21 protein-coding genes are annotated in these 20,035 nt (G+C 43.8%); 13 read left to right on the plus strand and 8 right to left on the minus strand.

Features of this window, described 5'->3' with window-relative positions; genetic code table 11:
• Nucleotides 1-41 precede the first annotated feature (41 nt).
• A complete protein-coding gene (locus BN1067_RS06285) occupies nt 42-881 on the minus strand; it encodes an STAS domain-containing protein (RefSeq protein ID WP_053218042.1) in 840 nt (279 codons plus the stop codon).
• A gap of 474 nt (nt 882-1,355) precedes the next feature.
• On the opposite strand from BN1067_RS06285, the gene BN1067_RS19800 reads away from it, so the two are divergent.
• Complete coding sequence (locus BN1067_RS19800; protein WP_199868480.1) at nt 1,356-1,493, plus strand: hypothetical protein; 138 nt, start codon at nt 1,356-1,358, stop codon at nt 1,491-1,493.
• A 97-nt stretch (nt 1,494-1,590) separates the two neighbouring features.
• On the opposite strand, the gene BN1067_RS06290 is transcribed toward BN1067_RS19800, so the two are convergent.
• Entirely contained in the window at nt 1,591-2,316 is a 726-nt protein-coding gene (locus tag BN1067_RS06290; RefSeq protein ID WP_053218043.1) for a YwaF family protein, read from the minus strand.
• Nucleotides 2,317-2,552: 236 nt separating this feature from the next.
• Between BN1067_RS06290 and BN1067_RS06295 the strand changes: the two genes are divergently transcribed.
• From BN1067_RS06295 to BN1067_RS06305, 3 genes are all read left to right on the plus strand, one after another.
• Nucleotides 2,553-3,896, plus strand: coding sequence for a sodium-dependent transporter (locus BN1067_RS06295; RefSeq protein WP_053218044.1), 1,344 nt, complete (start codon nt 2,553-2,555; stop codon nt 3,894-3,896).
• Nucleotides 3,897-4,032: 136 nt separating this feature from the next.
• A complete protein-coding gene (locus tag BN1067_RS06300; RefSeq protein WP_053218045.1) occupies nt 4,033-4,320 on the plus strand; it encodes a YwdI family protein in 288 nt (95 codons plus the stop codon).
• Nucleotides 4,321-4,335: 15 nt separating this feature from the next.
• Entirely contained in the window at nt 4,336-4,704 is a 369-nt protein-coding gene (locus BN1067_RS06305) for a DUF423 domain-containing protein (protein WP_053218046.1), read from the plus strand.
• Here the strand turns inward: BN1067_RS06305 and BN1067_RS06310 are convergent.
• The 3 genes from BN1067_RS06310 to hemQ form a co-directional block, all read right to left on the minus strand.
• Nucleotides 4,691-4,945: a hypothetical protein gene (locus BN1067_RS06310; RefSeq protein ID WP_053218047.1), complete on the minus strand. Its 255-nt coding sequence runs from the start codon at nt 4,943-4,945 to the stop codon at nt 4,691-4,693. The genes BN1067_RS06305 and BN1067_RS06310 overlap by 14 nt on opposite strands.
• Before the next feature lie 175 nt (nt 4,946-5,120).
• On the minus strand, nt 5,121-5,663 hold the full coding sequence (gene gerQ, locus BN1067_RS06315) for a spore coat protein GerQ (protein ID WP_407701351.1): 543 nt from the start codon (nt 5,661-5,663) through the stop codon (nt 5,121-5,123).
• 475 nt (nt 5,664-6,138) lie between these two features.
• The gene (gene hemQ / locus BN1067_RS06320; protein ID WP_053218048.1) at nt 6,139-6,888 is read right to left on the minus strand and encodes a hydrogen peroxide-dependent heme synthase; all 750 of its coding nucleotides are present in this window, start codon (nt 6,886-6,888) and stop codon (nt 6,139-6,141) included.
• A gap of 294 nt (nt 6,889-7,182) precedes the next feature.
• On the opposite strand from hemQ, the gene pta reads away from it, so the two are divergent.
• Together pta and menC are read left to right on the plus strand one after the other, a co-directional pair.
• The gene (gene pta, locus BN1067_RS06325; RefSeq protein WP_053218049.1) at nt 7,183-8,154 is read left to right on the plus strand and encodes a phosphate acetyltransferase; all 972 of its coding nucleotides are present in this window, start codon (nt 7,183-7,185) and stop codon (nt 8,152-8,154) included.
• Between the two features lie 212 nt (nt 8,155-8,366).
• Nucleotides 8,367-9,491 (plus strand): o-succinylbenzoate synthase, encoded by a 1,125-nt coding sequence (menC, locus tag BN1067_RS06330; protein ID WP_407701352.1) that lies wholly within the window; start codon nt 8,367-8,369, stop codon nt 9,489-9,491.
• A gap of 16 nt (nt 9,492-9,507) precedes the next feature.
• Here the strand turns inward: menC and BN1067_RS06335 are convergent, their stop codons facing one another.
• Entirely contained in the window at nt 9,508-10,341 is an 834-nt protein-coding gene (locus tag BN1067_RS06335; RefSeq protein ID WP_053218050.1) for a lipoate--protein ligase family protein, read from the minus strand.
• Between the two features lie 210 nt (nt 10,342-10,551).
• Between BN1067_RS06335 and BN1067_RS19805 the strand changes: the two genes are divergently transcribed.
• From BN1067_RS19805 to BN1067_RS06355, 5 genes are all read left to right on the plus strand, one after another.
• Nucleotides 10,552-10,719, plus strand: coding sequence for a hypothetical protein (locus tag BN1067_RS19805; protein ID WP_199868481.1), 168 nt, complete (start codon nt 10,552-10,554; stop codon nt 10,717-10,719).
• A gap of 107 nt (nt 10,720-10,826) precedes the next feature.
• Nucleotides 10,827-12,125 (plus strand): HD domain-containing protein, encoded by a 1,299-nt coding sequence (locus BN1067_RS06340; protein ID WP_053218051.1) that lies wholly within the window; start codon nt 10,827-10,829, stop codon nt 12,123-12,125.
• Between the two features lie 45 nt (nt 12,126-12,170).
• Complete coding sequence (locus BN1067_RS06345) at nt 12,171-12,677, plus strand: YwgA family protein (RefSeq protein WP_053218052.1); 507 nt, start codon at nt 12,171-12,173, stop codon at nt 12,675-12,677.
• A 102-nt stretch (nt 12,678-12,779) separates the two neighbouring features.
• The gene (locus tag BN1067_RS20605; RefSeq protein WP_110943345.1) at nt 12,780-13,085 is read left to right on the plus strand and encodes a transposase; all 306 of its coding nucleotides are present in this window, start codon (nt 12,780-12,782) and stop codon (nt 13,083-13,085) included.
• A gap of 451 nt (nt 13,086-13,536) precedes the next feature.
• Nucleotides 13,537-15,531, plus strand: a complete 1,995-nt coding sequence (locus BN1067_RS06355; RefSeq protein ID WP_053218054.1) for an ABC transporter permease subunit — start codon at nt 13,537-13,539, stop codon at nt 15,529-15,531.
• A 51-nt stretch (nt 15,532-15,582) separates the two neighbouring features.
• On the opposite strand, the gene BN1067_RS06360 is transcribed toward BN1067_RS06355, so the two are convergent.
• Nucleotides 15,583-15,768: a 2-hydroxymuconate tautomerase gene (locus BN1067_RS06360; protein WP_053218055.1), complete on the minus strand. Its 186-nt coding sequence runs from the start codon at nt 15,766-15,768 to the stop codon at nt 15,583-15,585.
• Between the two features lie 185 nt (nt 15,769-15,953).
• On the opposite strand from BN1067_RS06360, the gene BN1067_RS06365 reads away from it, so the two are divergent.
• Nucleotides 15,954-16,472 (plus strand): YwhD family protein, encoded by a 519-nt coding sequence (locus BN1067_RS06365; RefSeq protein WP_053218056.1) that lies wholly within the window; start codon nt 15,954-15,956, stop codon nt 16,470-16,472.
• A gap of 181 nt (nt 16,473-16,653) precedes the next feature.
• Here BN1067_RS06365 and BN1067_RS06370 read toward each other — a convergent pair whose 3' ends face one another.
• Nucleotides 16,654-18,741, minus strand: coding sequence for a transglycosylase domain-containing protein (locus BN1067_RS06370; RefSeq protein ID WP_053218057.1), 2,088 nt, complete (start codon nt 18,739-18,741; stop codon nt 16,654-16,656).
• 455 nt (nt 18,742-19,196) lie between these two features.
• On the opposite strand from BN1067_RS06370, the gene speE reads away from it, so the two are divergent.
• A complete protein-coding gene (gene speE, locus BN1067_RS06375; protein ID WP_053218058.1) occupies nt 19,197-20,024 on the plus strand; it encodes a polyamine aminopropyltransferase in 828 nt (275 codons plus the stop codon).
• The last annotated feature ends 11 nt before the right edge of the window (nt 20,025-20,035 follow it).

Genomic DNA, 20,035 nt, shown 5'->3' on the forward strand with positions numbered 1-20,035 from the left:
GAAAGCCGTCATGATCGAAATATGTAACTGGATGGACAGAATTAGTTCTGCTGACGATGAAGCATTTCAACTGCCTGCTTCAAATGGGATTTGGCAATGACCCCTTTATCCTTGAACATCCCTAATTTCATTGCCCTTATACTCATTTCCGGTTGAATACCGGTGAGAATCGGTGAAATTCCCAGAAGACTTAACAGATCGAGGAGTTTATATAAATAACTGACAAACAAATCGTTTACTGTGACAACACCAGAAAGATCAATAACCAGCCAGTCGATTGACAGTTTGCTCGCTTTTTGGATTGTTTCCTCCAACAGGATTTCTGCCCGCTTTTCATCGATTTCTCCAATAATGGGCAGGATTGCCACATGCTCCATAATCGGAACAATCGGCGTAGAGGTTTTTAAATATTTTTCTTCGAAGCTGCTGATCTTTCGTTCTTCTTCTTCCTTGAGGGTAATGCTCACCCCATGGATAATATGATTATATAATTCGTCGATTCTTGTCATCGTTTCAATAGCTTCATGTGATTGGTCCTCGGCTGCGACTTGTTCGACGAAAGACCAGAGAACGCGTTTATGTACAGTCAATTTTGCCAGCGAATCGGATAAATTATTGTTTCGCTCTACTAACAACCGGCCGACTTTTCGGCCCCATTTCACCGCTTCCTGGTTAGAAGCTTCCTGTTCCGGTAACAGGCTTGCGAGTGTGGAAATTAATTCACGGACTAATCCGTGAGATGTCTCATAGTCCTGCTCCGAGTGATTCTCGTATGCTTCAGGAAAGCTTTCAAACAACTTTTGGAGCAGTGTATCGGTTAGTTGCTGAACATTTTTCTCCAGGTGATTCTGAAAAAAGGCAAGCTGTCGGGTTTGTTCCATCGTTCCACCTCTCCATATGATTGTTTGTTTACATTATAACGGGAAACCATGGTTTTTGCTATAAAGATACTCTACTTAGTTGAACCATCATAGCTGAGATTGGGCTACTTTAACAAGAGATCCATACTAAATCCTATTCCAATCACAACCAATATACAACAGGAGATACATGCAAACAGAAAAGCTTTTCTTTTAGGATATTGCGGCTTATGTGGTTGTATAACTTGTCATTTTCACAAGTTAAGTTTATAATGTAAGCGCATACACAATTGGTATTACGATGTTCTAATGTTTTTTTGATATGTGAGACATAAAAGACGATGAATTTCAATTAATTTGTCTAAAAATTTCAAAAAAACTTTAAAATAATATTGAATATTTATTGTATTAAAAGTACAATAAACTGTAAACAATTAGCGTTCAGGCACCTGTGGGGGGATGCCAACTTTTTCGGATGGGGAGGATAAACTCTGAATGATTGACTACACTGTCTTTGTGAGCAATATTGAAAAAGAGTTAAAACGAGAGCTCTATAGCGAAGAATTGGAATTCGTCCTGTGGATGTATGAAAGGTATATAGAGGATCAGGAGCAAATGAACTTTGTCATTTAAAAATAAATAGAAGAGACAAAAGCCTTGGAGCGGAGTAAATAGCTTCAAGGCTTTTTAATTATGGTGGAATGGGAACGGGTACACGAATTTTCCTAACCTAGTTTTGTTTGTTTTTTTCGCCAGGAAATAGTTTTGCTAATCCGTACAATAGACTGAAGGCGAGAAAGGCTGTCATCACTAGCTGGATATAATATTGAATCCCGCTCCCAAAATGGCCGAGCAAGGTATCAGCTGCAGGTCTTGTAAGATACAAGTAGTTAGCGCCTGACATTGGGTTGATTAGCAGTCCGACTATTAATGCATAGATTACCAGAAACAAAAATGCCTGCAACATGGATGAACGTGTGATGCGGGTGTTGGTAGAAAGAACGACAAAAATTCCGGACCAGGAAATGACTATATGGTGGAGGAAAAATTTCCAAAACCGGAAGTGTTCGGGACCATAGGGTAAATCTGGTGTAATCAAAGCAAGCATGGCAGGAACGACAGCAAAAAAGTACGCAAACCTTATAAATGATTTTCGCTGAAAAATCAAAGCAAGCATTGCAACGATTGATGCGATGCCGCAAAGGTGAAGGGGAAGGTGAACCTGAGAACTCCAAATTCCGTGGGAAACGGCCCACCATTGATACGATAATTCGAATGAAAACAGCAGAAGGAATAACAACCACCGAATGACTGTGCGAACCTGCTCCTTCTGCAGCTTTCGTTGAAGTAAAAACAATCCCGCAACTCCGACGACATAAATAACCAGCATTAGTAAATGACTGGTTGAAAATGGGTGAAACAAATCGGTTGATGACACTCCGAACCATTCCCTCATCTGGAATCTCCTTCCTGCTACAGTGCGACGCGTTATCAAACTAGCATCATTTACCAATATCAGCCTAGGATAATCCTGTTGAAAAACTAGTTTTCCCCGCGTTATTGTATTAAGAAACATTTTTTATTATGATAGGAAAGTATGTTTTCAAAAACGTAATTACTCGGCGTAAAAAACGCCTGCTAGGGTCGATGATCCAGCTTGTAATAAATCAAGATTTGGAAAGGAGTTGGAGTATGAATTCCACAAGAGAAAGGTGGGCATCGAAACTCGGTTTCATGCTTGCAGCAATGGGTTCTGCTGTCGGACTGGGCAATATTTGGAGGTTCTCTTATGTAGCCGGCGAAAATGGCGGTGGAGCCTTTTTGATTTTGTATCTAGCAAGCATTCTGATTGTCGGGATCCCATTATTGCTTGTTGAAGTAAGTATCGGCAGGAAGGCGAAAAGTGATGTGGTAGGATCCTTTCAGACACTCGCACCCAAAAAGCCCTGGTATTTAGCAGGCTTTCTTGGGGTCTTTGGGGCTTTATTGATATTAGGGTTTTACAGTGTAATAGCGGGTTGGTCTATGTACTATTTTTGGAATTATCTAACAGGTCAATTTTTCACTGTACCCGAGCAAGGGTATGGCGCTGCCTTTGAGATTTTCACCACTTCCACTGCGCAGCCGCTGATGTGGCATGCCATATTTATGGTGCTGACCATTACGATTGTATTGACTGGGGTTAAAAAAGGCATCGAACTGGCAAACAAAATATTTATGCCTGCTTTGGCCGTGCTGTTAATAATCCTGACCGTCTTCAGTCTGTCGCTGGATGGCGCAATGGAAGGGATGCGTTTTTTGTTCCAGCCTGACTGGAGCGTGCTTGGCAATCCTTCTGTTTACATTGCTGCCCTGGGACAGGCGTTTTTCTCCTTAAGTCTGGGGGTGGGAGCCATGATGACATATGGAAGCTATCTTTCCGATCACCACAAACTGCCGGGAGCAACAGTCGGCATCGGATTGATGGACACCTTTTTTGCTGTCATTTCCGGAATTGTCATTTTTCCAGCGGTGTTTGCATTTGGAATCGAACCGGATTCCGGCCCTGTCCTTGTATTTATTACACTTCCGGATATATTCAGCCAAATGCCATTTGGCGGGTTTGTAGGAATACTGTTCTTCTTATCGCTAACCCTTGCAGCTGTTTCTTCGTCGGTCTCCTTGTTGGAGGTGCCGGTAGCCTACTTGATGCGTGTCGCAAAGTGGAGCCGGAAACGGGCTTCGATCTTTACAGGCATGGTTATTTTTATCCTGGGAATTGGCGCTTCCCTTGGAATGGGAGCGTGGGCTGGTTTCACACCGATTGGCCAGCATAATATCATGGATTCGATGGATTATATCGCTTCCAATGTTTTTCTTCCACTCGTCGGTCTTGTAATGGCTTTGTTCGCCGGTTGGCATTTTAGCAAAAAAGAAGCGCTGACTGCCGCTGATCTTGGACATCATCCGGTGGGCAATTGGTGGTATATCTTAGTGAAATATTTTGCGCCGGTCATTATTGTGATAATTTTCCTGAATACACTTGGGATTTTATAGTTTTTCACACGGAAGGAGGAAAGTGAGCCATTGCCTCCTTCCGTGTTATACTTAGAAGGATAATCATTCCATGAAGAAGGGATGCAGTCATTTCTTAAATGGCTGTCCAGTTTGGAAAAATAGAAGGAGGGATTCCATGGCAATTTCCAATCAAACCGTTTTGGCTAAAATGATGAGTGAATTGCAGGAAGCTCTGGTGAAGAAGGATAAAACTGCCGCTGTAAGGGAGCATGTCCGGGCTGTTCGCCTGCTGTGCGACTTGGTGCTTGAGGAAGATAGCGCTTCGGCATCGGACCAGGAAATGGCAAAAATGATGGGCGATATGGCTACAGGCAGGACTGCCGGTAAACCGGAAGTTAAATCCGTCGGTAAGCAAGCAGTTGATCATGAAGAAGCAAATGGCAATTCGATTTTTGACTTTTAATAGAGGTGAATACGAATGAAAGTGTTTCTCGTTCTAGGTATTATCAATGGGTTTCTCGCTGTTGCACTAGGAGCCTTTGGAGCTCACGGACTAGAGGGAAAGATATCGGAAAAAGCATTGGCCACTTGGGAAAAGGCGGTAAATTATCAAATGTTTCATACGATGGCACTACTAGTGACCGGGCTTCTGGCCAGCCGTTTTCAGGCCGCAAGTCTGACAACAGCCGGATGGTTGTTCTTTGTCGGAATCCTCCTGTTCTCCGGGAGCCTGTATATATATGCTACGACAAGCATCAAGTTTTTTGCGATGGTAACACCGCTGGGAGGATTGGCCTTTCTGGCAGGATGGATTGCCCTCGGATATGCAACCATTAAATTAGTATGATAGCCAAATAAGTGATGAGTACGATGATGAAAAATGCTCTGGCTGTTTGTTGAGCGAACGGCAATTTATGCTGTTTTTTGTACTCGGACAGTCCTTCGAAGATGAAACTGAAAGCCAGAAAGTAAAACGCAGCTACAATCATGACCAGGCTTGCTTTGAGCAATGCGATGACACCTAGAAGCAAAGCAAGCCCCATCATAAGCAATTGGATTTGGAAAAATTTTTTATAGGGATGTTTCATCGATTCCTACCTTCCTTTCTTTGCGCTATCCAACCGACTAACGATTTGCTGGCTTTTCTGTCAGTAGAAGAAACCCTTGCATGCTTGTAACCTGCAAGGGTTTTATAATAGAGGAAAAAGAATAACCGCGATTTCCGATACTCATTAGCAAGCAAGGCAATTGGTTGCACTTCGTTTATCGGCGCGGGGGATACGTAACTGTCTGGCCGGCTCCTCCTCCGATAGGATACGAATAATTGATTTCTTCCGGGAACGTAATATAATCCAGATACACCATCAGCAGCAAATAGCGACGGTTTGTTTCAGGATCGCTGAGAATAAGGTGATCCCTGCCGGCAGCTTCGATAATTCCTTTAAATATCATGGCGTTCCAGCGTTCATTATTCTCGAAGGTCATATAAACAGTCGCCCGTTTCCCCCGGTTTAGGCGCAATATATTTTCTATATAGGATTGTTCGGTTGGCAGCATGCCTGGAATATCGCTTGCTCCGGCTGTTTGCTGTTGGGAAGGCGCCGGCTGTTGCATTTGCTGCTGAGGCATTCCCTGCATTCCTTGCATACCTGGATAATATCCTTGCTGTGCACCCTGCATCATCTGCTGTGGGTAATAGTAGCCGGGTGTCTGTCCGTATCCATAAGCTTGCTGTCCTTGTGATGGAATACCGGAACTACTGCTTCCTTGTGGTGCGGAAGGCATCTGTCTTTTATCTTTACTCATCTTGCTACCCTCTCCCTTCATGATCCACTCGATATTTATTCAGGCATATGCCTGTAGAAAACATTCGAACCCTCTTTGGCGAACTGCCAAAATACCTGCCTCCAGCCCGACACAGTCGAGCAGGATTATAAAGCTGTGTTTCTTCTATCTCCCTGTATCCCTTGGACACCACTAGGAGAAGGAGCTGCTTTATTCCAGTTGCAACAGCACTACCAGCGGGGTTCATCCCTGCATAAATCGTGCAAATGAGTCTGCGTCTTTCTCGTTAAACGGTATGATGGCTATAGGATGTCACCTCTTTCTTGATGCAAGCGAGAGAATCTCTGTTTTGCCAACGCTCTCTAATAGTTATACGTATGCGGGCCGCATAGGCTCTATGACCAAAAAAGAAAGGAAAGATAAATAGGAGGGGGAGGAGAGGCATTCTTAGCTGTCCAATAAAAAACCGCCCAATGGACGGTTTTTCGATTTCTTCTTATATTTGCAGAAAAGATGGGACTTGTTCAGGAGTTAAAATGCTGCCGACGTAGAAGGCGCCGAATTCGCCATAGCGGGCACTTACTTCGTCAAAACGCATTTCATAGACGAGCTTTTTGATTTCCAGGGAATCGTGCGCGAACAAGGTAACGCCCCACTCCCAGTCATCCAATCCCATGGAACCGGTGATGATCTGCCGGATTTTTCCTGCATATTTTCTGCCTGTTTTACTGTGCTCGTACATCAGCTTGCCTCGGTCTTCGAACGGTAGCATGTACCAGTTGTCGTCACCTTGGCGACGCTTGTCCATTGGATAGAAGCAAATATATTGCCATTTCGGAAGCGTCGGCTTTAGACGTGCTTGTGTTTCCGGTTTTTGCTCCGGATCCTCTCCGTCTTTGCTTGGTCTGTATTTTGAAAGCTCGACAACCGATACATAAGAATAAGCAGGCTTCGTAAATTCAGCGAGCTTGCTTTTATTGAATTCCGTCTCGATTTGGTTCAACTCTTCCAAGGTCGGGCGTAATAGCATCAGCAAAAAATCCGCTTTTTGGCCGACAATGGTATATAAGGCATGGCTGCCATTGCGATCTTGTTCGACTTGCTCCCACTTTTCTAGGAGCTGCTGAAATTCATCTATAGCAGCTTGCCGTTCTTCGCTAGTAGCAAGTTTCCAGGAAGTCCAGTCGATGGTGCGTAAGTCATGTAAACAATACCAGCCATCCATTGTTTCAACTGCTTCTGGCATAGTAGGTCACTCCTTCAAGGTTAAGTATGTTTTTAATATAACATAATTAGGGAAAGATAATCATTAACGGAAACTGGGCATCTGTAGGCCGCTTCCATCAGAGGAACGCTGGTTTATCAATGGTTCAGCTGTTCGATGGGGAAAAATGGAAGGGATGACAGGAAGTAAGTGTCATCATTTGGACAAAAACGGAAACATGATAAGGCTTCCAGTACAAATTTCCAAACAGAGGACTTTCATTTATACAGGAAAAAGCGTATCATGTATAACAGAATGAATGTTGGAGGGTTTCTAATGAGTGATTTATTCGTAGGATTAAAGGATAAAGTGAAAACAGACAGTAAGCGAATTGTATTCCCTGAAGGGTTAGATGAGCGTATCCTGACTGCTGCCAGCCAGCTGGGAGCTGAAGGGATTTTAACACCTGTATTAATCGGTAGTGAAGAAAAAATAGTACAGAAAGCGCAGGAGCTTCAAGTCGATGTTTCGGCTTCTGATATAATCGACCCGCAAAAATATGCAGGTTTTGATGACATGGTGGCTAGCTTTGTGGAACGACGCAAAGGAAAAAACACCGAAGAACAAGCGAGAAAAATGCTGCTTGATGAAAACTATTTCGGTACCATGCTCGTATATATGGGAAAAGCTGATGGATTGGTAAGCGGAGCTGCTCATTCAACTGCGGACACTGTTCGTCCTGCTCTGCAGATCATCAAAACGAAGCCTGGGATCAAGAAAACCTCTGGTGTGTTTATCATGGTAAAAGAAGAAGAAAAGTATATTTTTGCCGACTGTGCCATCAATATTGCACCGGACAGCCAGGACTTGGCGGAAGTCGCAGCAGCCAGCGCGGAAACCGCTAAGCTGTTCGATATCGATCCGAAAGTTGCGATGCTTAGCTTTTCTACAAAAGGTTCAGCTAAATCGGAAGAGACCGAAAAGGTGGCAGAGGCTGTCAAAATCGCGAAGGAACAAAACCCTGGTTTGCCATTGGATGGTGAATTTCAGTTTGATGCAGCCTTTGTTCCGGCGGTAGCCGAGAAGAAGGCCCCTGATTCAGAGCTGAAAGGGGACGCAAACGTATTTGTTTTCCCTGGATTGGAAGCCGGTAACATTGGTTACAAAATTGCACAGCGCTTAGGGAATTTCGATGCTGTCGGACCGATTTTGCAAGGTTTGAATCAGCCGGTTAACGACTTGTCACGCGGTTGTGTAGCAGACGATGTTTACAAACTTGCAATCATTACAGCTGCCCAAGCTTTATAAAGGGATAAATTAAAAGCAAAGAAGGAGCTTGCAGAGAAACCACAGGTTTTTCTGCAAGCTTTTCTTATACAGCCAAGCGAAACAAATCCGGCCACTCATCGGGGTGAATAGTTCTACGGGGAATACGTCGTTAGACAAAGCGGCTGCAAAGTATTACGATAAATTCCACCAGGTAAATATCCAACGCTTTTCAGGGAAGAGGAGGAATTTGAATGGGAATGACCCCTTTTTATATAGAAAAAGTTATTTTGCACCGTCTCGTCATGGACTTGAAAAATCCTTTCGAAACCAGTTTCGGCACCTTTAAGAAAAAGGATTTTTTTATTATAGAAGCCGTCGACGGTGACGGAAATCACGGTTTTGGCGAATCGGTTGCTTTTCCAATTCCGTGGTACACAGAGGAAACCGTAGCAACTACAGAGCATGTAATCAAAGACTTTTTACTGCCTTTGCTGTTTGAAAAAGCTATCCAGCATCCAGATGAGATAAGCAAACGGTTTGCGGTGGTTCGCCGAAATAATATGGCAAAAGCTGCAGTGGAAGGGGCGGTTTGGGATTTATACGCTAAAAGGCAAGGAGTACCCCTTGCCGTGGCATTGGGCGGGGAGCGGGATCGGATAGAATCCGGTGTCAGTATCGGAATTCAATCGTCTGTATCGGATTTGCTCAAGATTATGGAAGGGCATCTTGAAGAAGGGTACAAGCGGATAAAACTGAAGATAAAACCTGGAATGGATGTGGATGTTATTCGCGAAGTGCGGCATCATTTTCCAGAGATACAGCTCATGGCCGATGCGAATTCTGCCTATACGCTTAAAGATACCGATACATTGAAACAGTTGGATGCGTTTGGCTTGATGATGATCGAACAGCCGCTCGGCCATGATGATATTTACGAGCATTCTTTACTACAAAGCAAATTGGATACCCCGATATGTCTGGATGAAAGCATCAATTCACTGACTGATGCTCGGGCTGCAGTCGAGCTTGGCAGTTGCAGAGTCATTAACCTTAAAATCGGCCGGGTCGGGGGTATCAGTGAAACGAAGAGAATCCATGATTTTTGCCGGGGAAAGGGCGTGCCGGTTTGGTGTGGCGGTATGCTGGAGTCTGGCGTCGGCCGAGCCCATAACATTGCTGTCGCAAGTCTGCCACAGTTTGTGTATCCTGGTGATATTTCCGCTTCCGATCGGTATTGGGAGCGGGATATTATCAAACCGCCGGTTACGTTGCAAAATGGAGAAATAATTGTGAAAAGCACACCCGGAATAGGATATGACATCGATTGGCAGGCTCTGGAAGCCAACAGGGTAGAGTGTCACGTTCATCACAGGTAAAAGAAAGCACTGGAAATTATTTTCCCAGTGCTTTGATATTTCGATCCTTCATTTGCTCCAACCTTTTTTTGAACCCTTGCTGTTCTGAGGTGTCAAGCGAATGTTCCGTAATGGACATGCTCACACCCTCTAGTGCTTGATAGATACGATTGCATACATCATCTACTGTTAACGGCATGGAGAGCAGTTCATTTAGTGAGGCCATTGTCTCTGGCTTTACCACTGGATATTCAAATTTGTTCGGCTCCCCTTGCATACCAATTCGATAAAATTCACGAACCAACTCGGCCCGTTCACGGCCGCTTCCTTCCACGCAAAGATAAATTTGAACAGCAGATCCGTTTTTAACACGACGCTGGGAAATTCCGGCGAATTTTCTGCCTCCAATACTCAGATCATATTCCCCGGGGCAATAGGAGCCTGTTACTTCAAAGGCTTTTATGTCAGAGGTGACATCCTGGAATAAATCCTGGATAAATGAAACCATCAATTGATACCCCTCGTGAATACTGGTTTGTTTGGCATTGGGTAAAATAAATGACAGGTTCAAAACACCTGAATCAAGTACAACGGCGAGTCCTCCGGAATTCCGGACGACCGTTTGATATCCTTGCTCTTCTAACCATTGGATGCCTTCATTCACATTTGGCAGTTTTGCATCGGGAATGCCAAGAATAATCGTTTTTTCGTGAACCCAAAGTCTTGCTGTCGGAGGAGAATCCTCATTTCCGACAGAAATGGCCAATGCGTCATCATAAGCAAAGGAAGCGATCGCGTCATCTCTGGCCGACTTACCTCGCTGGTCGATATAGCGTACTGTTTCACTAAACAGTTGTTTCCAATCTTTCATAAAAATTTCTCCTTTAATGTCCGCCAGTTGTCTGGTCGGGCCGCCGCAGTTTATCTAACTGCCGCCAATACATTATAGCAAATTACAAGATCTGCTGATAATCACAAAAAATCCATTTCGTGCAAAAAAACCATTTTTGTGTCGGCTTTTCTATTATATAATGATATTAAATTGTCTATTAGTCGACATGCAATATAATAGGAGAAAAGGGTGGATCGAAAAAATCGACGACAGCTGCTGCTCAGCACTGACGTCACTGTCCACGCCTTTTTATTTCACATGGAATATTCCGCGTGGAAGCAGGGTACAGGGAAGATGGAAAGACAAGGTGAACCGGATAGAAAACAGTCGGTTCCCGTTATGGCCAACTTCAAATGAAAAAAGAACGGAATATCATTCTAATTTGATCGTTCACCGTTTAATGGATGATACAAAGCGGCAATCTATGAAGAAACTGCCTTGATATTAATGGAAGGGATCTGGACATGGCATATAAAGATGAGCAGTTAAATGAGGAAAAGGTGTTTAAAGACCCGGTACATAGGTATATCCACGTCAAAGATCAAGTGATTTGGGATTTGATCGGCACAAGGGAATTTCAAAGGCTGCGAAGGATCAAACAACTTGGAACCTCGTTTTTGACATTCCACGGCGCGGAACACAGCAGGTTTAATCATTCGCTTGGCGTGTACGAAATCGTCCGCCGGATATTATTCAATTTTGAGAACCGTCCGAACTGGAATAACGATGAGCGACTGTTGTGCCTGTGCGCTGCCTTGCTGCATGATTTGGGACATGGTCCATTTTCCCATTCCTTCGAAAAGGTTTTTAAGCTGGATCACGAGGATTTCACCAAAAAAATCATTCTTGGAGATACAGAAATCAATAAAATTCTGAAACGTGTGGGCGAAGGGTTTGCACAGAATGTGGCGGATGTTATTAATAAAACATATGAAAACAAGCTGGTCGTCAGTCTGATATCCAGTCAAATCGATGCTGATCGAATGGACTATCTTCAGCGCGACGCTTATTTCACCGGTGTGAGCTACGGACATTTCGATATGGAAAGAATTTTGCGGGTCATGCGTCCGATGGAAGATCAAGTCGTTATTAAGCAGACCGGAATGCATGCAGTAGAAGATTACATTATGAGCCGTTATCAAATGTATTGGCAGGTTTATTTTCATCCTGTGACCAGAAGTGCAGAAGTGATTTTGTCGAAGATCCTTCACCGGGCCAAATATTTATACGAGCAGAATTACCAATTTAAGCTGAAGCCGATACACTTTTTATCGTTTTTTGCCGAAGATGTCGATTTGGAGGATTATCTGCGACTGGATGAATCGATTGTCTTGTACTACTTTCAAGCATGGATCGAGGAAAAAGATGCTGTATTGAGTGATCTGTGCGAGCGGTTTATCAACAGGCGTCTGTTTAAATATATCGAGTTCAATCCGAACCAGCAAATGACGGAATGGATGGAATTGTACAAGTTGTTCCAAGCCATCGACATTGACCCGGAATACTATTTGGTTGTCGATTCCTCCTCCGATTTACCGTATGACTTTTATCGTCCAGGAGAGGAAGAAGAACGACTGCCGATCCATTTATTACAACCGAAAAAGGATGAACTGAAGGAGCTGTCGCGTCAGTCGGACATTGTCGAAGCAATTTCCGGCAAAAAACGCACAGACCACAAACTGTATTTCCCATTGGATGTGCTGGAACAGCTCCCGGCAGACAAACCCGAAAAAACGCGGATTTTTGAGATATTGTTCGGATAAGTAAAATTCAGATTGGCCGATCGGCCGGAATAGGAGTTGGTGAGTATGTTAGAAAATCACGCCAGGATCATGAAGTTTTTCTCGACCGCAGAGGAAGTTGTCGGCAGAAAAAAACTGCAAAAAATGATTTACATACTAAAAAAGTGCGATATTCCATTCGAGGAAAAATACGAGTTTCACTTCTACGGGCCATATTCAGAGGAGCTGACGCTTCGAGTTGAAGAGCTATGCAATCTTGGATTCATTTCCGAGGTAAAGGAAGATAAGAGCAATTATTATCAATATCGTTATCGTGTCACAGAACAAGGGGAAGCGTTTTTGAACCATTCAAAGGTCGACCTGCCGCCGCTTGAGATAATGATTAACAGCATGAAAGAAAAAAGCTCTCGATTTCTGGAACTCGTCTCTACCATGCTATATTTCGACGACTTATCCAAACAGGAAGTAGAAGAAAAGGTCCTTACCGTCAAAAAAACGCAAAACTACCAAACTGCGGAGATTGCAGAAGCCTGGGAGTTCATCGACAATCTTCGCCAGCAACCATCCCACTGAAATGTCGTAGCCTGTGGAATCAACAGTCGCCTATTTAAAAAGAGTGCCTTTCTTTGATTTTATAAAAAGAAAGGCACTCTTTTTGCGGCGGCTCTATACTGAATGTGGTGGTGTCCCTGCAGTGTGCAAAAAAAATACACTCATTCCCTCTCTCTTTGTTACCCTAAAGTTGCTGACACCAGCTGGAAGAATGTTTGCTTCAAACATAGAGGCATTTCGCCATGTAAGAAAAACGTTCATGCGTTGGAACAAGAGATTTTACAGTCCATGTATCCATTTCATAATGGGTATATCAAGGGAATAAACAATACGATAAAGGTTTTAAAACGAGATTCCTTTGGAATCAAAGACGTTGAACGATTAAAGCATAAAATTTTATGGCAGCAAGCGGTTAAAAAGGCTCTGTAGAGCGAAATAGCGTAGCAGAGGAAATAAGCGAGACTCCTGCGGAAAAACGGGCGGCCGAGACCCCACAGCGGGCCTTGCGAGGAGGCTCGGGCGTTCGTCCGCGGAAAGCGAGTTTATTTCCTCTGCGGTCTGAGTAAAATAGCTGTTTTAGAATGAGCCTTTCGATAAAGAGAGGATGGAAGAAAAATCGCACCACCACATTTGACAGAGAACTCTTTTTGCTCGATAGAGCGAAATAGCGTAACAGAGGAGATAAGCGAGAATCCTGGAGAAAAATGGGCAGTAGCGGGCTCTGCGCCTATGAAGGCTTTGATCAGGAATTCCAAAAAGCTAATAGTCGTTAACCCCGTTTCATGTACCCGTTCCCTTTCAACGTGCATTGTGAATTTTTAGAAAATTGATTACAATAGAGGATGTAGATGTAAAAAAGTGGGGATGGGGGAAGTTGCATGTGAAATTTATAAAATTCTTTGGGTATTATGTACTTGGCCTTCTCGGCATCGTTGCATTAAGCTCTGCTCCAAGTCTGTTACAAGGTGAGGGCATTGTCGATATCGGCCTCTATTTTGAGAACACATGGAATCTTGCCAAAGAACTGGTGCAGCCAGACAAGTGGGTTTATCAGTTCAGGCAGGAACAACTAAATGTGTTTTCCTTTTTATGGGATCCTTACTTTTATTCCATGCGCATCCTGGGGGCTGCCCTGTTGCTTGGCTTTGGTCTGGCATTTATCCTGGCGCTGCTTACCCAGCTGCTGCCTAAAGGGATTATCCGCATAGTGAAACGGATACTGGTTCTTATGGAGGCAATCCCGGACCTGCTGGTTGCATTCTTTTTTCAGATGTTCATCGTATTTATCTACAAGCAGTCAGGTCTTCAATTGATGAAGTTTGTGACACTTGGAGATGAACGAATCTTCATAGCACCGATATCTGTCCTGGCCATTTTGCCGATGATTTCTCTTTTTCGTGTGATTTTACTACTGATGGAGGAAGAATTGACAAAGGATTATGTGGATTTCGCTCTTAGTAAAGGGATCAAGGATAATGCAATTATCGCTGTCCACGTTTTGCGCAATATTCTCAAAAGCACTTTCTACCATTCCAAAATCATATTATGGGGAACGCTTTCGAGTTTGTTTGTGATCGAGTACATTTTCAACATTCGCGGTCTTTTCAGCTTCATGATGGAGGATTTTCGCCCGATGGTGATTGCCGCTGCATTGATGATGGTGTTTACGCCGTTTTACATCCTTTATCAGGGTGTCGAAATCTTCATGGAAAAAGAAGCCTTGCAGCTGAGCGACAAAAGATTTATCCATTCCTTCTCCGCGACTCCTAGCATGCCTTGGAAACAGCGATTAGGTGATTATGCCAAAGGCCTGGCTGCCCATTTCAAACATCCTAAGTTCCTTGTGGGCTTTGCAATAATCTTCACTGTATTGACTATCAGCGTGGTTCATACTGTGATACATGAAGAGCCGGTCAAAAACTTCACCTTGATTTATGATGATGAAGGCAATCTGGTTAGCAGCAAGCCACACCCTCCTTCGGAATATGTGTTGCTGGGAACAGACCGGAACGGTTACAGCATACTTGATCAGTTATTGACCGGTGCCAAGTATACGATTCTTTTTGCCGGTGCCATTGCCTTGATGCGGATGCTGTTTGGTTTTTTGCTGGCGGTTCCTTATGCGTTGTTTATCAAGGAGAGATGGAAGCGCAGAATAGAGCGATTTATCGATAGCTTTCATTTTTTGCCTTTAAGTGTTATAGCTGTGATTCTTCTTTCCCCTGTCTTGCTGGGAACGACATCTGGTTTTGCTTATTCTTTTACCGAACGGATATTGATCGAAGCTGGTGTGTTGATTTTGCTTATCGTACCGTTGACCACCGTGTTGATCGGCAATGAAATCAGGCTCATAATCAAGAATGAATACATAGACGGAGCCCGTGTGTTGGGTGGGAATTCCCGCCATATATTGTTTCGTCATATTATGCCGCATCTCCATTCAAAATTGGGTATCATTTTTGGACAGCAATTTATTCAAGTATTGCTGATCCTGATACACCTTGGCTTGTTCAATATATTCTTAGGCGGAACCAGTATCATGCTGAATGAATCCTATAAAGCCTGGCCGTATTCGGTCACCTTTGAATGGTCGGGGTTGATCAGCGGTTCGCGAAATGCCTTTATGAGCGGACAGTATTGGATTGTCGTCCCTGTATTTGCGGCCTTTGTTTTATTGATTCTGGCCATGCAGTTAATTATCGAAGGCATTCAGGAAGTTCAGCAGAGACGGGTGGGGGTACGAACGGAGAAACAGCGCTGGAACGGTGTGCGTAAAATGAAGCCAGCAGAGCAAGCAATCGAAAGAGATCCTTCGCCAGGTCAGTTTGTATTTATCGGCGAAGAAGAGGTTCCGAGAAGGGAAAAACAAGGATAAAAGAGGCAGCGGAACTCCACAGGAATTCCGCTGCCTATCTTATAAGTCCTTTTATTCGTCGCTAAGCCGTTTACCGGCAACTGCATAATCGCTTTTGCTCATTTCCTCAATAAATACGACGACCTTGTCCTTGGAAGCACCAGTCGTATCGACGACTGCATCCGTCACTTTTTCTACAAGTGCTTTCTTTTGTTCGTCACTTCGGCCTTCCAGCATTTTCACTGTTACATATGGCATGTTTGTCTACCTCCTCTGTTAATATTCATTCACCATTTCGATACAACCGAACGAAAATCCTTGTTGGAGTAAATACTTGATAGATGAAATCCATTTTTCCCCTATGCTACAATAAAAAAAGCATATCATACTAACATAAAGACTGCGAATCTAAGCAGTTCTAATAGAAGAAGGAGGAGCTACAGTTGAGTGAAGAGCAACCTTCCAAAAAGAAAAAGAATCAATTCACGATCATGAAGGATGATTCTACAGACGGGCACGGGGGCTATGGTGTAGGCTCAATCAGTTTAGAAAATATTTCTCCTGTTATCATCGATCCTGCCGAAAACAGGGCGTTTGTCGATATGGGAGCCATGCATGCCCGTAGTGAAGTGGAGCGGAGAGTCAAATTTTTACCTGATAAAGATGCGGTTCCAAATGGCAAATTGTACTGGATTGTCTGGGTGACAGTCGATAAAAAAGAATCGGGCTCTTTTTATCATGGTGTGGCAGGCAGTGAGATACGTGTAGATCGTTCCATTAAGCGAGCTTATAAGTCGATGCCGGAACATGTCAATCATATGGATAAATCGTTAAAAGGCAAGGTAATAGTTGAACATATGGATGAGCACTCAAAAAAACTTCTGGGCGATTTTCTTCGCGAATTCAACAAAGAAATGTGGGAAAACTCCTCGGAGGAATTAAAGCAAGCACTACCGGAATGAGACAATCCTGAGAATGAGAAATTGAACATTTTGTGACTGAATTGTGAATAATGATTGAATATCTTGAGGTTTTGCGAATAAGTTTGTAAAATATGTATCACATGGTAAAACTGTGTACTAGGACAAAGAAAAAGGCCGGAATTCGTTCCGGCCTTTTTCTTATGCATAAGAAGACTGTCTTTTACCTTCCAGACAGCCATTTAAACCAACGCTTCCAGCCGCTCTCCTGCTCACCATCCTCTCTTTCAGACTGCTCATCCTTTTCTAACTCTTTTTCCGTATCAAGGTGAAGGGAACAGTAACTGGTTGGCTCGCTTCCTTCGGAAAAATACATTAAGCGATGCTGTTTGCAATAAGGTGTAGCCAGTTCCCCAGAGACAGGGTCAACATAAGCGCCGACCACGCCGTCCGGAACCCGGAAAGTATGAAAAGGAAGGCCGGCATGGGCTTTTTCCATAAATCCGGCCCAAATATCTTTGGCTGCCTGGAGGTCATCTGTATTTTCCACTGGTTTGTTTTCGTCGAAGCCTGTCCACACACTTGTGACAAGATTAGGACTGAATCCAACCATCCAATTATCCGTCTTGGTTGTCCCTGACTTGCCCGCATATGGCCTGGTCAGTTCGTCGGCGATGGATGCGCCGGTTACCCGCATATAGCCGTTAAGTGATTCATCGAACATGCCTGTCATTAAATCGGTTAGGATGAAGGTACTGACAGGGTTAAGCACGGTAGGTGGTTCTTTTTTCTCACGCTCATAAAGAATCTTGCCATGCTGGTCTGCCACTTTTTGGATGGTGAACGGGTCAACTTGTTTTCCGCCGTTGGCAAGCATGCTGTAGGCAGCTGCCATTTCATTGACAGTTACCGCTCCCGTCCCGAGTGCTAAAGATGGTACGGCATCAAAATCTTCTTTGATACCGAATTTCTTTGTTGTTTTCACCAGTTCAGCAGGGCCTAAGAATAGATTTGTTTTTACTGCGTAGATATTATCCGATAAAGCCAATGCCTGTGCCAATGTAATCGGCTCATTGGCATAGTAGCCATTGTAGTTGCTAGGCTGATAGACAGTACCGTCCTCTAGCTCGAAAGCCGTCGGTTTACTGAGCAGGGAAGTTGCAGCAGTATAACCGTTTTCCAGGGCTGCGTAATACAAAAAAGGTTTAAATGAGGAGCCAGGCATCCGCTTTGCCTGTGTGACACGGTTATATTGACTTTCTGCATAATCACGGCCACCTACCATTGCTGTAATTGCGCCGTCTCGCGGATCATGTGCGACAGCTCCGACTTGCAGATCAGAGGAACTGCTGATCGCCCCTTTGACCGTATCTTCTAATTGTTGTTGCTGTTCAAGGTTGAGAGTAGTGTAGACTTGATAGCCGCCTGATCGGATCGCTTCCGTGTCTATATCGAGTATGTCCTGCAACTCTGACAGTACGGAATCCAGGAAATAGGGTGCCGTTTTGTTCTTCGCCACATCTGTTTGTTCGGTCAATAGTATGTCTTTACGGGTTGCAAGGAACTTTTCCTCCTCCGAAATATGCCCGGCCCGCTCCAAAGCAGCCAGAATTCGTTCTTGGCGAGCTTTTGCATGATCTAAATGCTGATATGGAGAATAATAGGATGGCCCCTTCGGAATTCCTGTCAGTAATGCAGCTTCTGCTAAATCGAGCTGTTTAGCGGATTTATCGAAAAAATACCTGCTGGCTGCTTCGACTCCATAAACCCCGTGCCCATAATAAATGGTGTTGAGATATCCTTCGAGAATTTCCTTCTTTCCGTAGAACATTTCCAGGCGGATGGCATAAAAAGCTTCCTTCGCCTTCCGAATCCAGGTTTTCTCATGGGATAAATAAAGATTTCGCGCCAACTGCTGGGTAATCGTGCTTGCCCCTTGTACTTTCGACATTGCTTTTATATCGTTCCAGGCCGCTGAGAGGATCCGCTTGATATCCAGTCCGTGGTGGGAGTAAAACCGTTTATCTTCTATCGCCAAAGCAGATTGTATCAGCATGGGAGACATATCCTCCAGACCGACCCAATATCTGTTTTCCGGACCATGTTCTTCCCCGATGACCTTTTCATCCGCACTATAATAGATGGTATTCCCGCCTTTGCTCATAGGCGGTGGACCGAGGATTAGAGCAGCTGCATACAGAATCGTGACGGCCGCTATGGTGGCAGTCGTCATTAGTAGGAGGGAGATAATTCCCCTGCGCAGCAGTTTGTTTTCAATTTTGGCTATTTGTTTTTTTATAAAAGAAATCATGGCATCCACCTGATTTTATGAATATGTAGACAAGGAGAAAATAAGTAACCTTACCAGTATAGGTTGGAAAACGAAGAAATAAACCTGCCAAAAGAGTTGATTTTTCCTTGTGCTTAAGTATAAGATTTTTAATATTGTTGAGTTTATGGTGTGAAGTCCTGTTGTGTCGATTTTACATAGATAACGTAAGGGCCGTGTGCCAACTCATCAAATACTGAACTTGCGTTTCAAGCAGTCTATTCAGGTAAATAACAGTAGTAATACTTGTTGATATCAACGTTAACGGAAGGAAAGCAAAATGGACAAAGCCCTTCCGGAGTTTTTGGATGCTATCTGCATGAGGCAAAAAACAGGATAGACGGCCGGACAGCTTAAGGATAAGCACGGACGCTTGTGAAAGGGAAAAGATTTAATCAAGAAACTTAAGAAACTCTTCTAAGAAAAGGAGAATGAACATGGAATTATGGTACACGGAAAAACAAACAAAAGATTTTGGGATTACTGCAAAAATCAAGCAATCTTTACATTCTGAGCAAACGGAATTTCAAAAGCTGGACATGCTGGAAACAGAAGAGTGGGGGAATATGCTCGTACTGGACGGTATGGTAATGACCACACAGAAGGATGAGTTTGTCTATCACGAGATGGTTGCCCATGTTCCGTTATTCACCCATCCTAATCCGAAACATGTTTTGGTTGTCGGAGGAGGAGATGGCGGGGTAATCCGCGAAGTACTAAAACATAAGCAGGTAGAATCTGCAACGCTTGTGGAAATAGATGGCAAAGTAATTGAATACTCCAAGCAATATTTGCCTGAAATAGCCGGTGAATTGGATGATCCCCGTGTCGAAGTGAAGGTTGCGGATGGATTTATGCATATCGCTGAAAGCGAGAAGGCATATGATGTCATTATGGTCGATTCCACAGAACCTGTAGGACCGGCAGTAAACTTGTTTACAAAGGGCTTTTATGACGGGATTGCCAAAGCGCTGAAGGATGATGGTATCTTTGTTGCTCAGACCGACAATCCATGGTTTAAAGCAGACTTGATCAAACAGGTTTATCAAGATGTAAAAGAAATTTTTCCTGTCACACGAATTTATACAGCAAACATTCCGACGTATCCTAGCGGGCTTTGGACCTTCACCATCGGCAGCAAAATACATGATCCGCTTAAAGCAAAGGATGAACGCTTTACGGACATAGAGACGAAATACTATACCAAAGAACTCCATTTTGCCTCATTTGCCCTGCCGAAATTTGTTAAGGATTTAACCGAGTAAGGAGGTGGATC

Origin of the sequence: Virgibacillus senegalensis, assembly GCF_000821245.2 — a bacterium.
GTDB classification, from domain to species: Bacteria; Bacillota; Bacilli; order Bacillales; family Amphibacillaceae; genus Sediminibacillus; species Sediminibacillus senegalensis.

Excerpts from the sequence above, each read along its gene's own strand:
- BN1067_RS06370 (WP_053218057.1), bottom strand. The coding sequence starts at position 18,741 with ATGATTTCTTTTATAAAAAAACAAATAGCCAAAATTGAAAACAAACTG.
- BN1067_RS06310 (WP_053218047.1), bottom strand. The coding sequence starts at position 4,945 with ATGAAACATCCCTATAAAAAATTTTTCCAAATCCAATTGCTTATGATG.
- BN1067_RS06300 (WP_053218045.1), top strand. The coding sequence starts at position 4,033 with ATGGCAATTTCCAATCAAACCGTTTTGGCTAAAATGATGAGTGAATTG.
- BN1067_RS06345 (WP_053218052.1), top strand. The coding sequence starts at position 12,171 with ATGTTAGAAAATCACGCCAGGATCATGAAGTTTTTCTCGACCGCAGAG.
- speE (WP_053218058.1), top strand. The coding sequence starts at position 19,197 with ATGGAATTATGGTACACGGAAAAACAAACAAAAGATTTTGGGATTACT.
- BN1067_RS06360 (WP_053218055.1), bottom strand. The coding sequence starts at position 15,768 with ATGCCATATGTAACAGTGAAAATGCTGGAAGGCCGAAGTGACGAACAA.
- menC (WP_407701352.1), top strand. The coding sequence starts at position 8,367 with ATGGGAATGACCCCTTTTTATATAGAAAAAGTTATTTTGCACCGTCTC.
- BN1067_RS06295 (WP_053218044.1), top strand. The coding sequence starts at position 2,553 with ATGAATTCCACAAGAGAAAGGTGGGCATCGAAACTCGGTTTCATGCTT.
- hemQ (WP_053218048.1), bottom strand. The coding sequence starts at position 6,888 with ATGCCAGAAGCAGTTGAAACAATGGATGGCTGGTATTGTTTACATGAC.
- pta (WP_053218049.1), top strand. The coding sequence starts at position 7,183 with ATGAGTGATTTATTCGTAGGATTAAAGGATAAAGTGAAAACAGACAGT.
- BN1067_RS06340 (WP_053218051.1), top strand. The coding sequence starts at position 10,827 with ATGGCATATAAAGATGAGCAGTTAAATGAGGAAAAGGTGTTTAAAGAC.
- BN1067_RS19800 (WP_199868480.1), top strand. The coding sequence starts at position 1,356 with ATGATTGACTACACTGTCTTTGTGAGCAATATTGAAAAAGAGTTAAAA.
- BN1067_RS06290 (WP_053218043.1), bottom strand. The coding sequence starts at position 2,316 with ATGAGGGAATGGTTCGGAGTGTCATCAACCGATTTGTTTCACCCATTT.
- BN1067_RS06335 (WP_053218050.1), bottom strand. The coding sequence starts at position 10,341 with ATGAAAGATTGGAAACAACTGTTTAGTGAAACAGTACGCTATATCGAC.
- BN1067_RS06285 (WP_053218042.1), bottom strand. The coding sequence starts at position 881 with ATGGAACAAACCCGACAGCTTGCCTTTTTTCAGAATCACCTGGAGAAA.
- gerQ (WP_407701351.1), bottom strand. The coding sequence starts at position 5,663 with ATGAGTAAAGATAAAAGACAGATGCCTTCCGCACCACAAGGAAGCAGT.
- BN1067_RS20605 (WP_110943345.1), top strand. The coding sequence starts at position 12,780 with ATGTGGTGGTGTCCCTGCAGTGTGCAAAAAAAATACACTCATTCCCTC.
- BN1067_RS06305 (WP_053218046.1), top strand. The coding sequence starts at position 4,336 with ATGAAAGTGTTTCTCGTTCTAGGTATTATCAATGGGTTTCTCGCTGTT.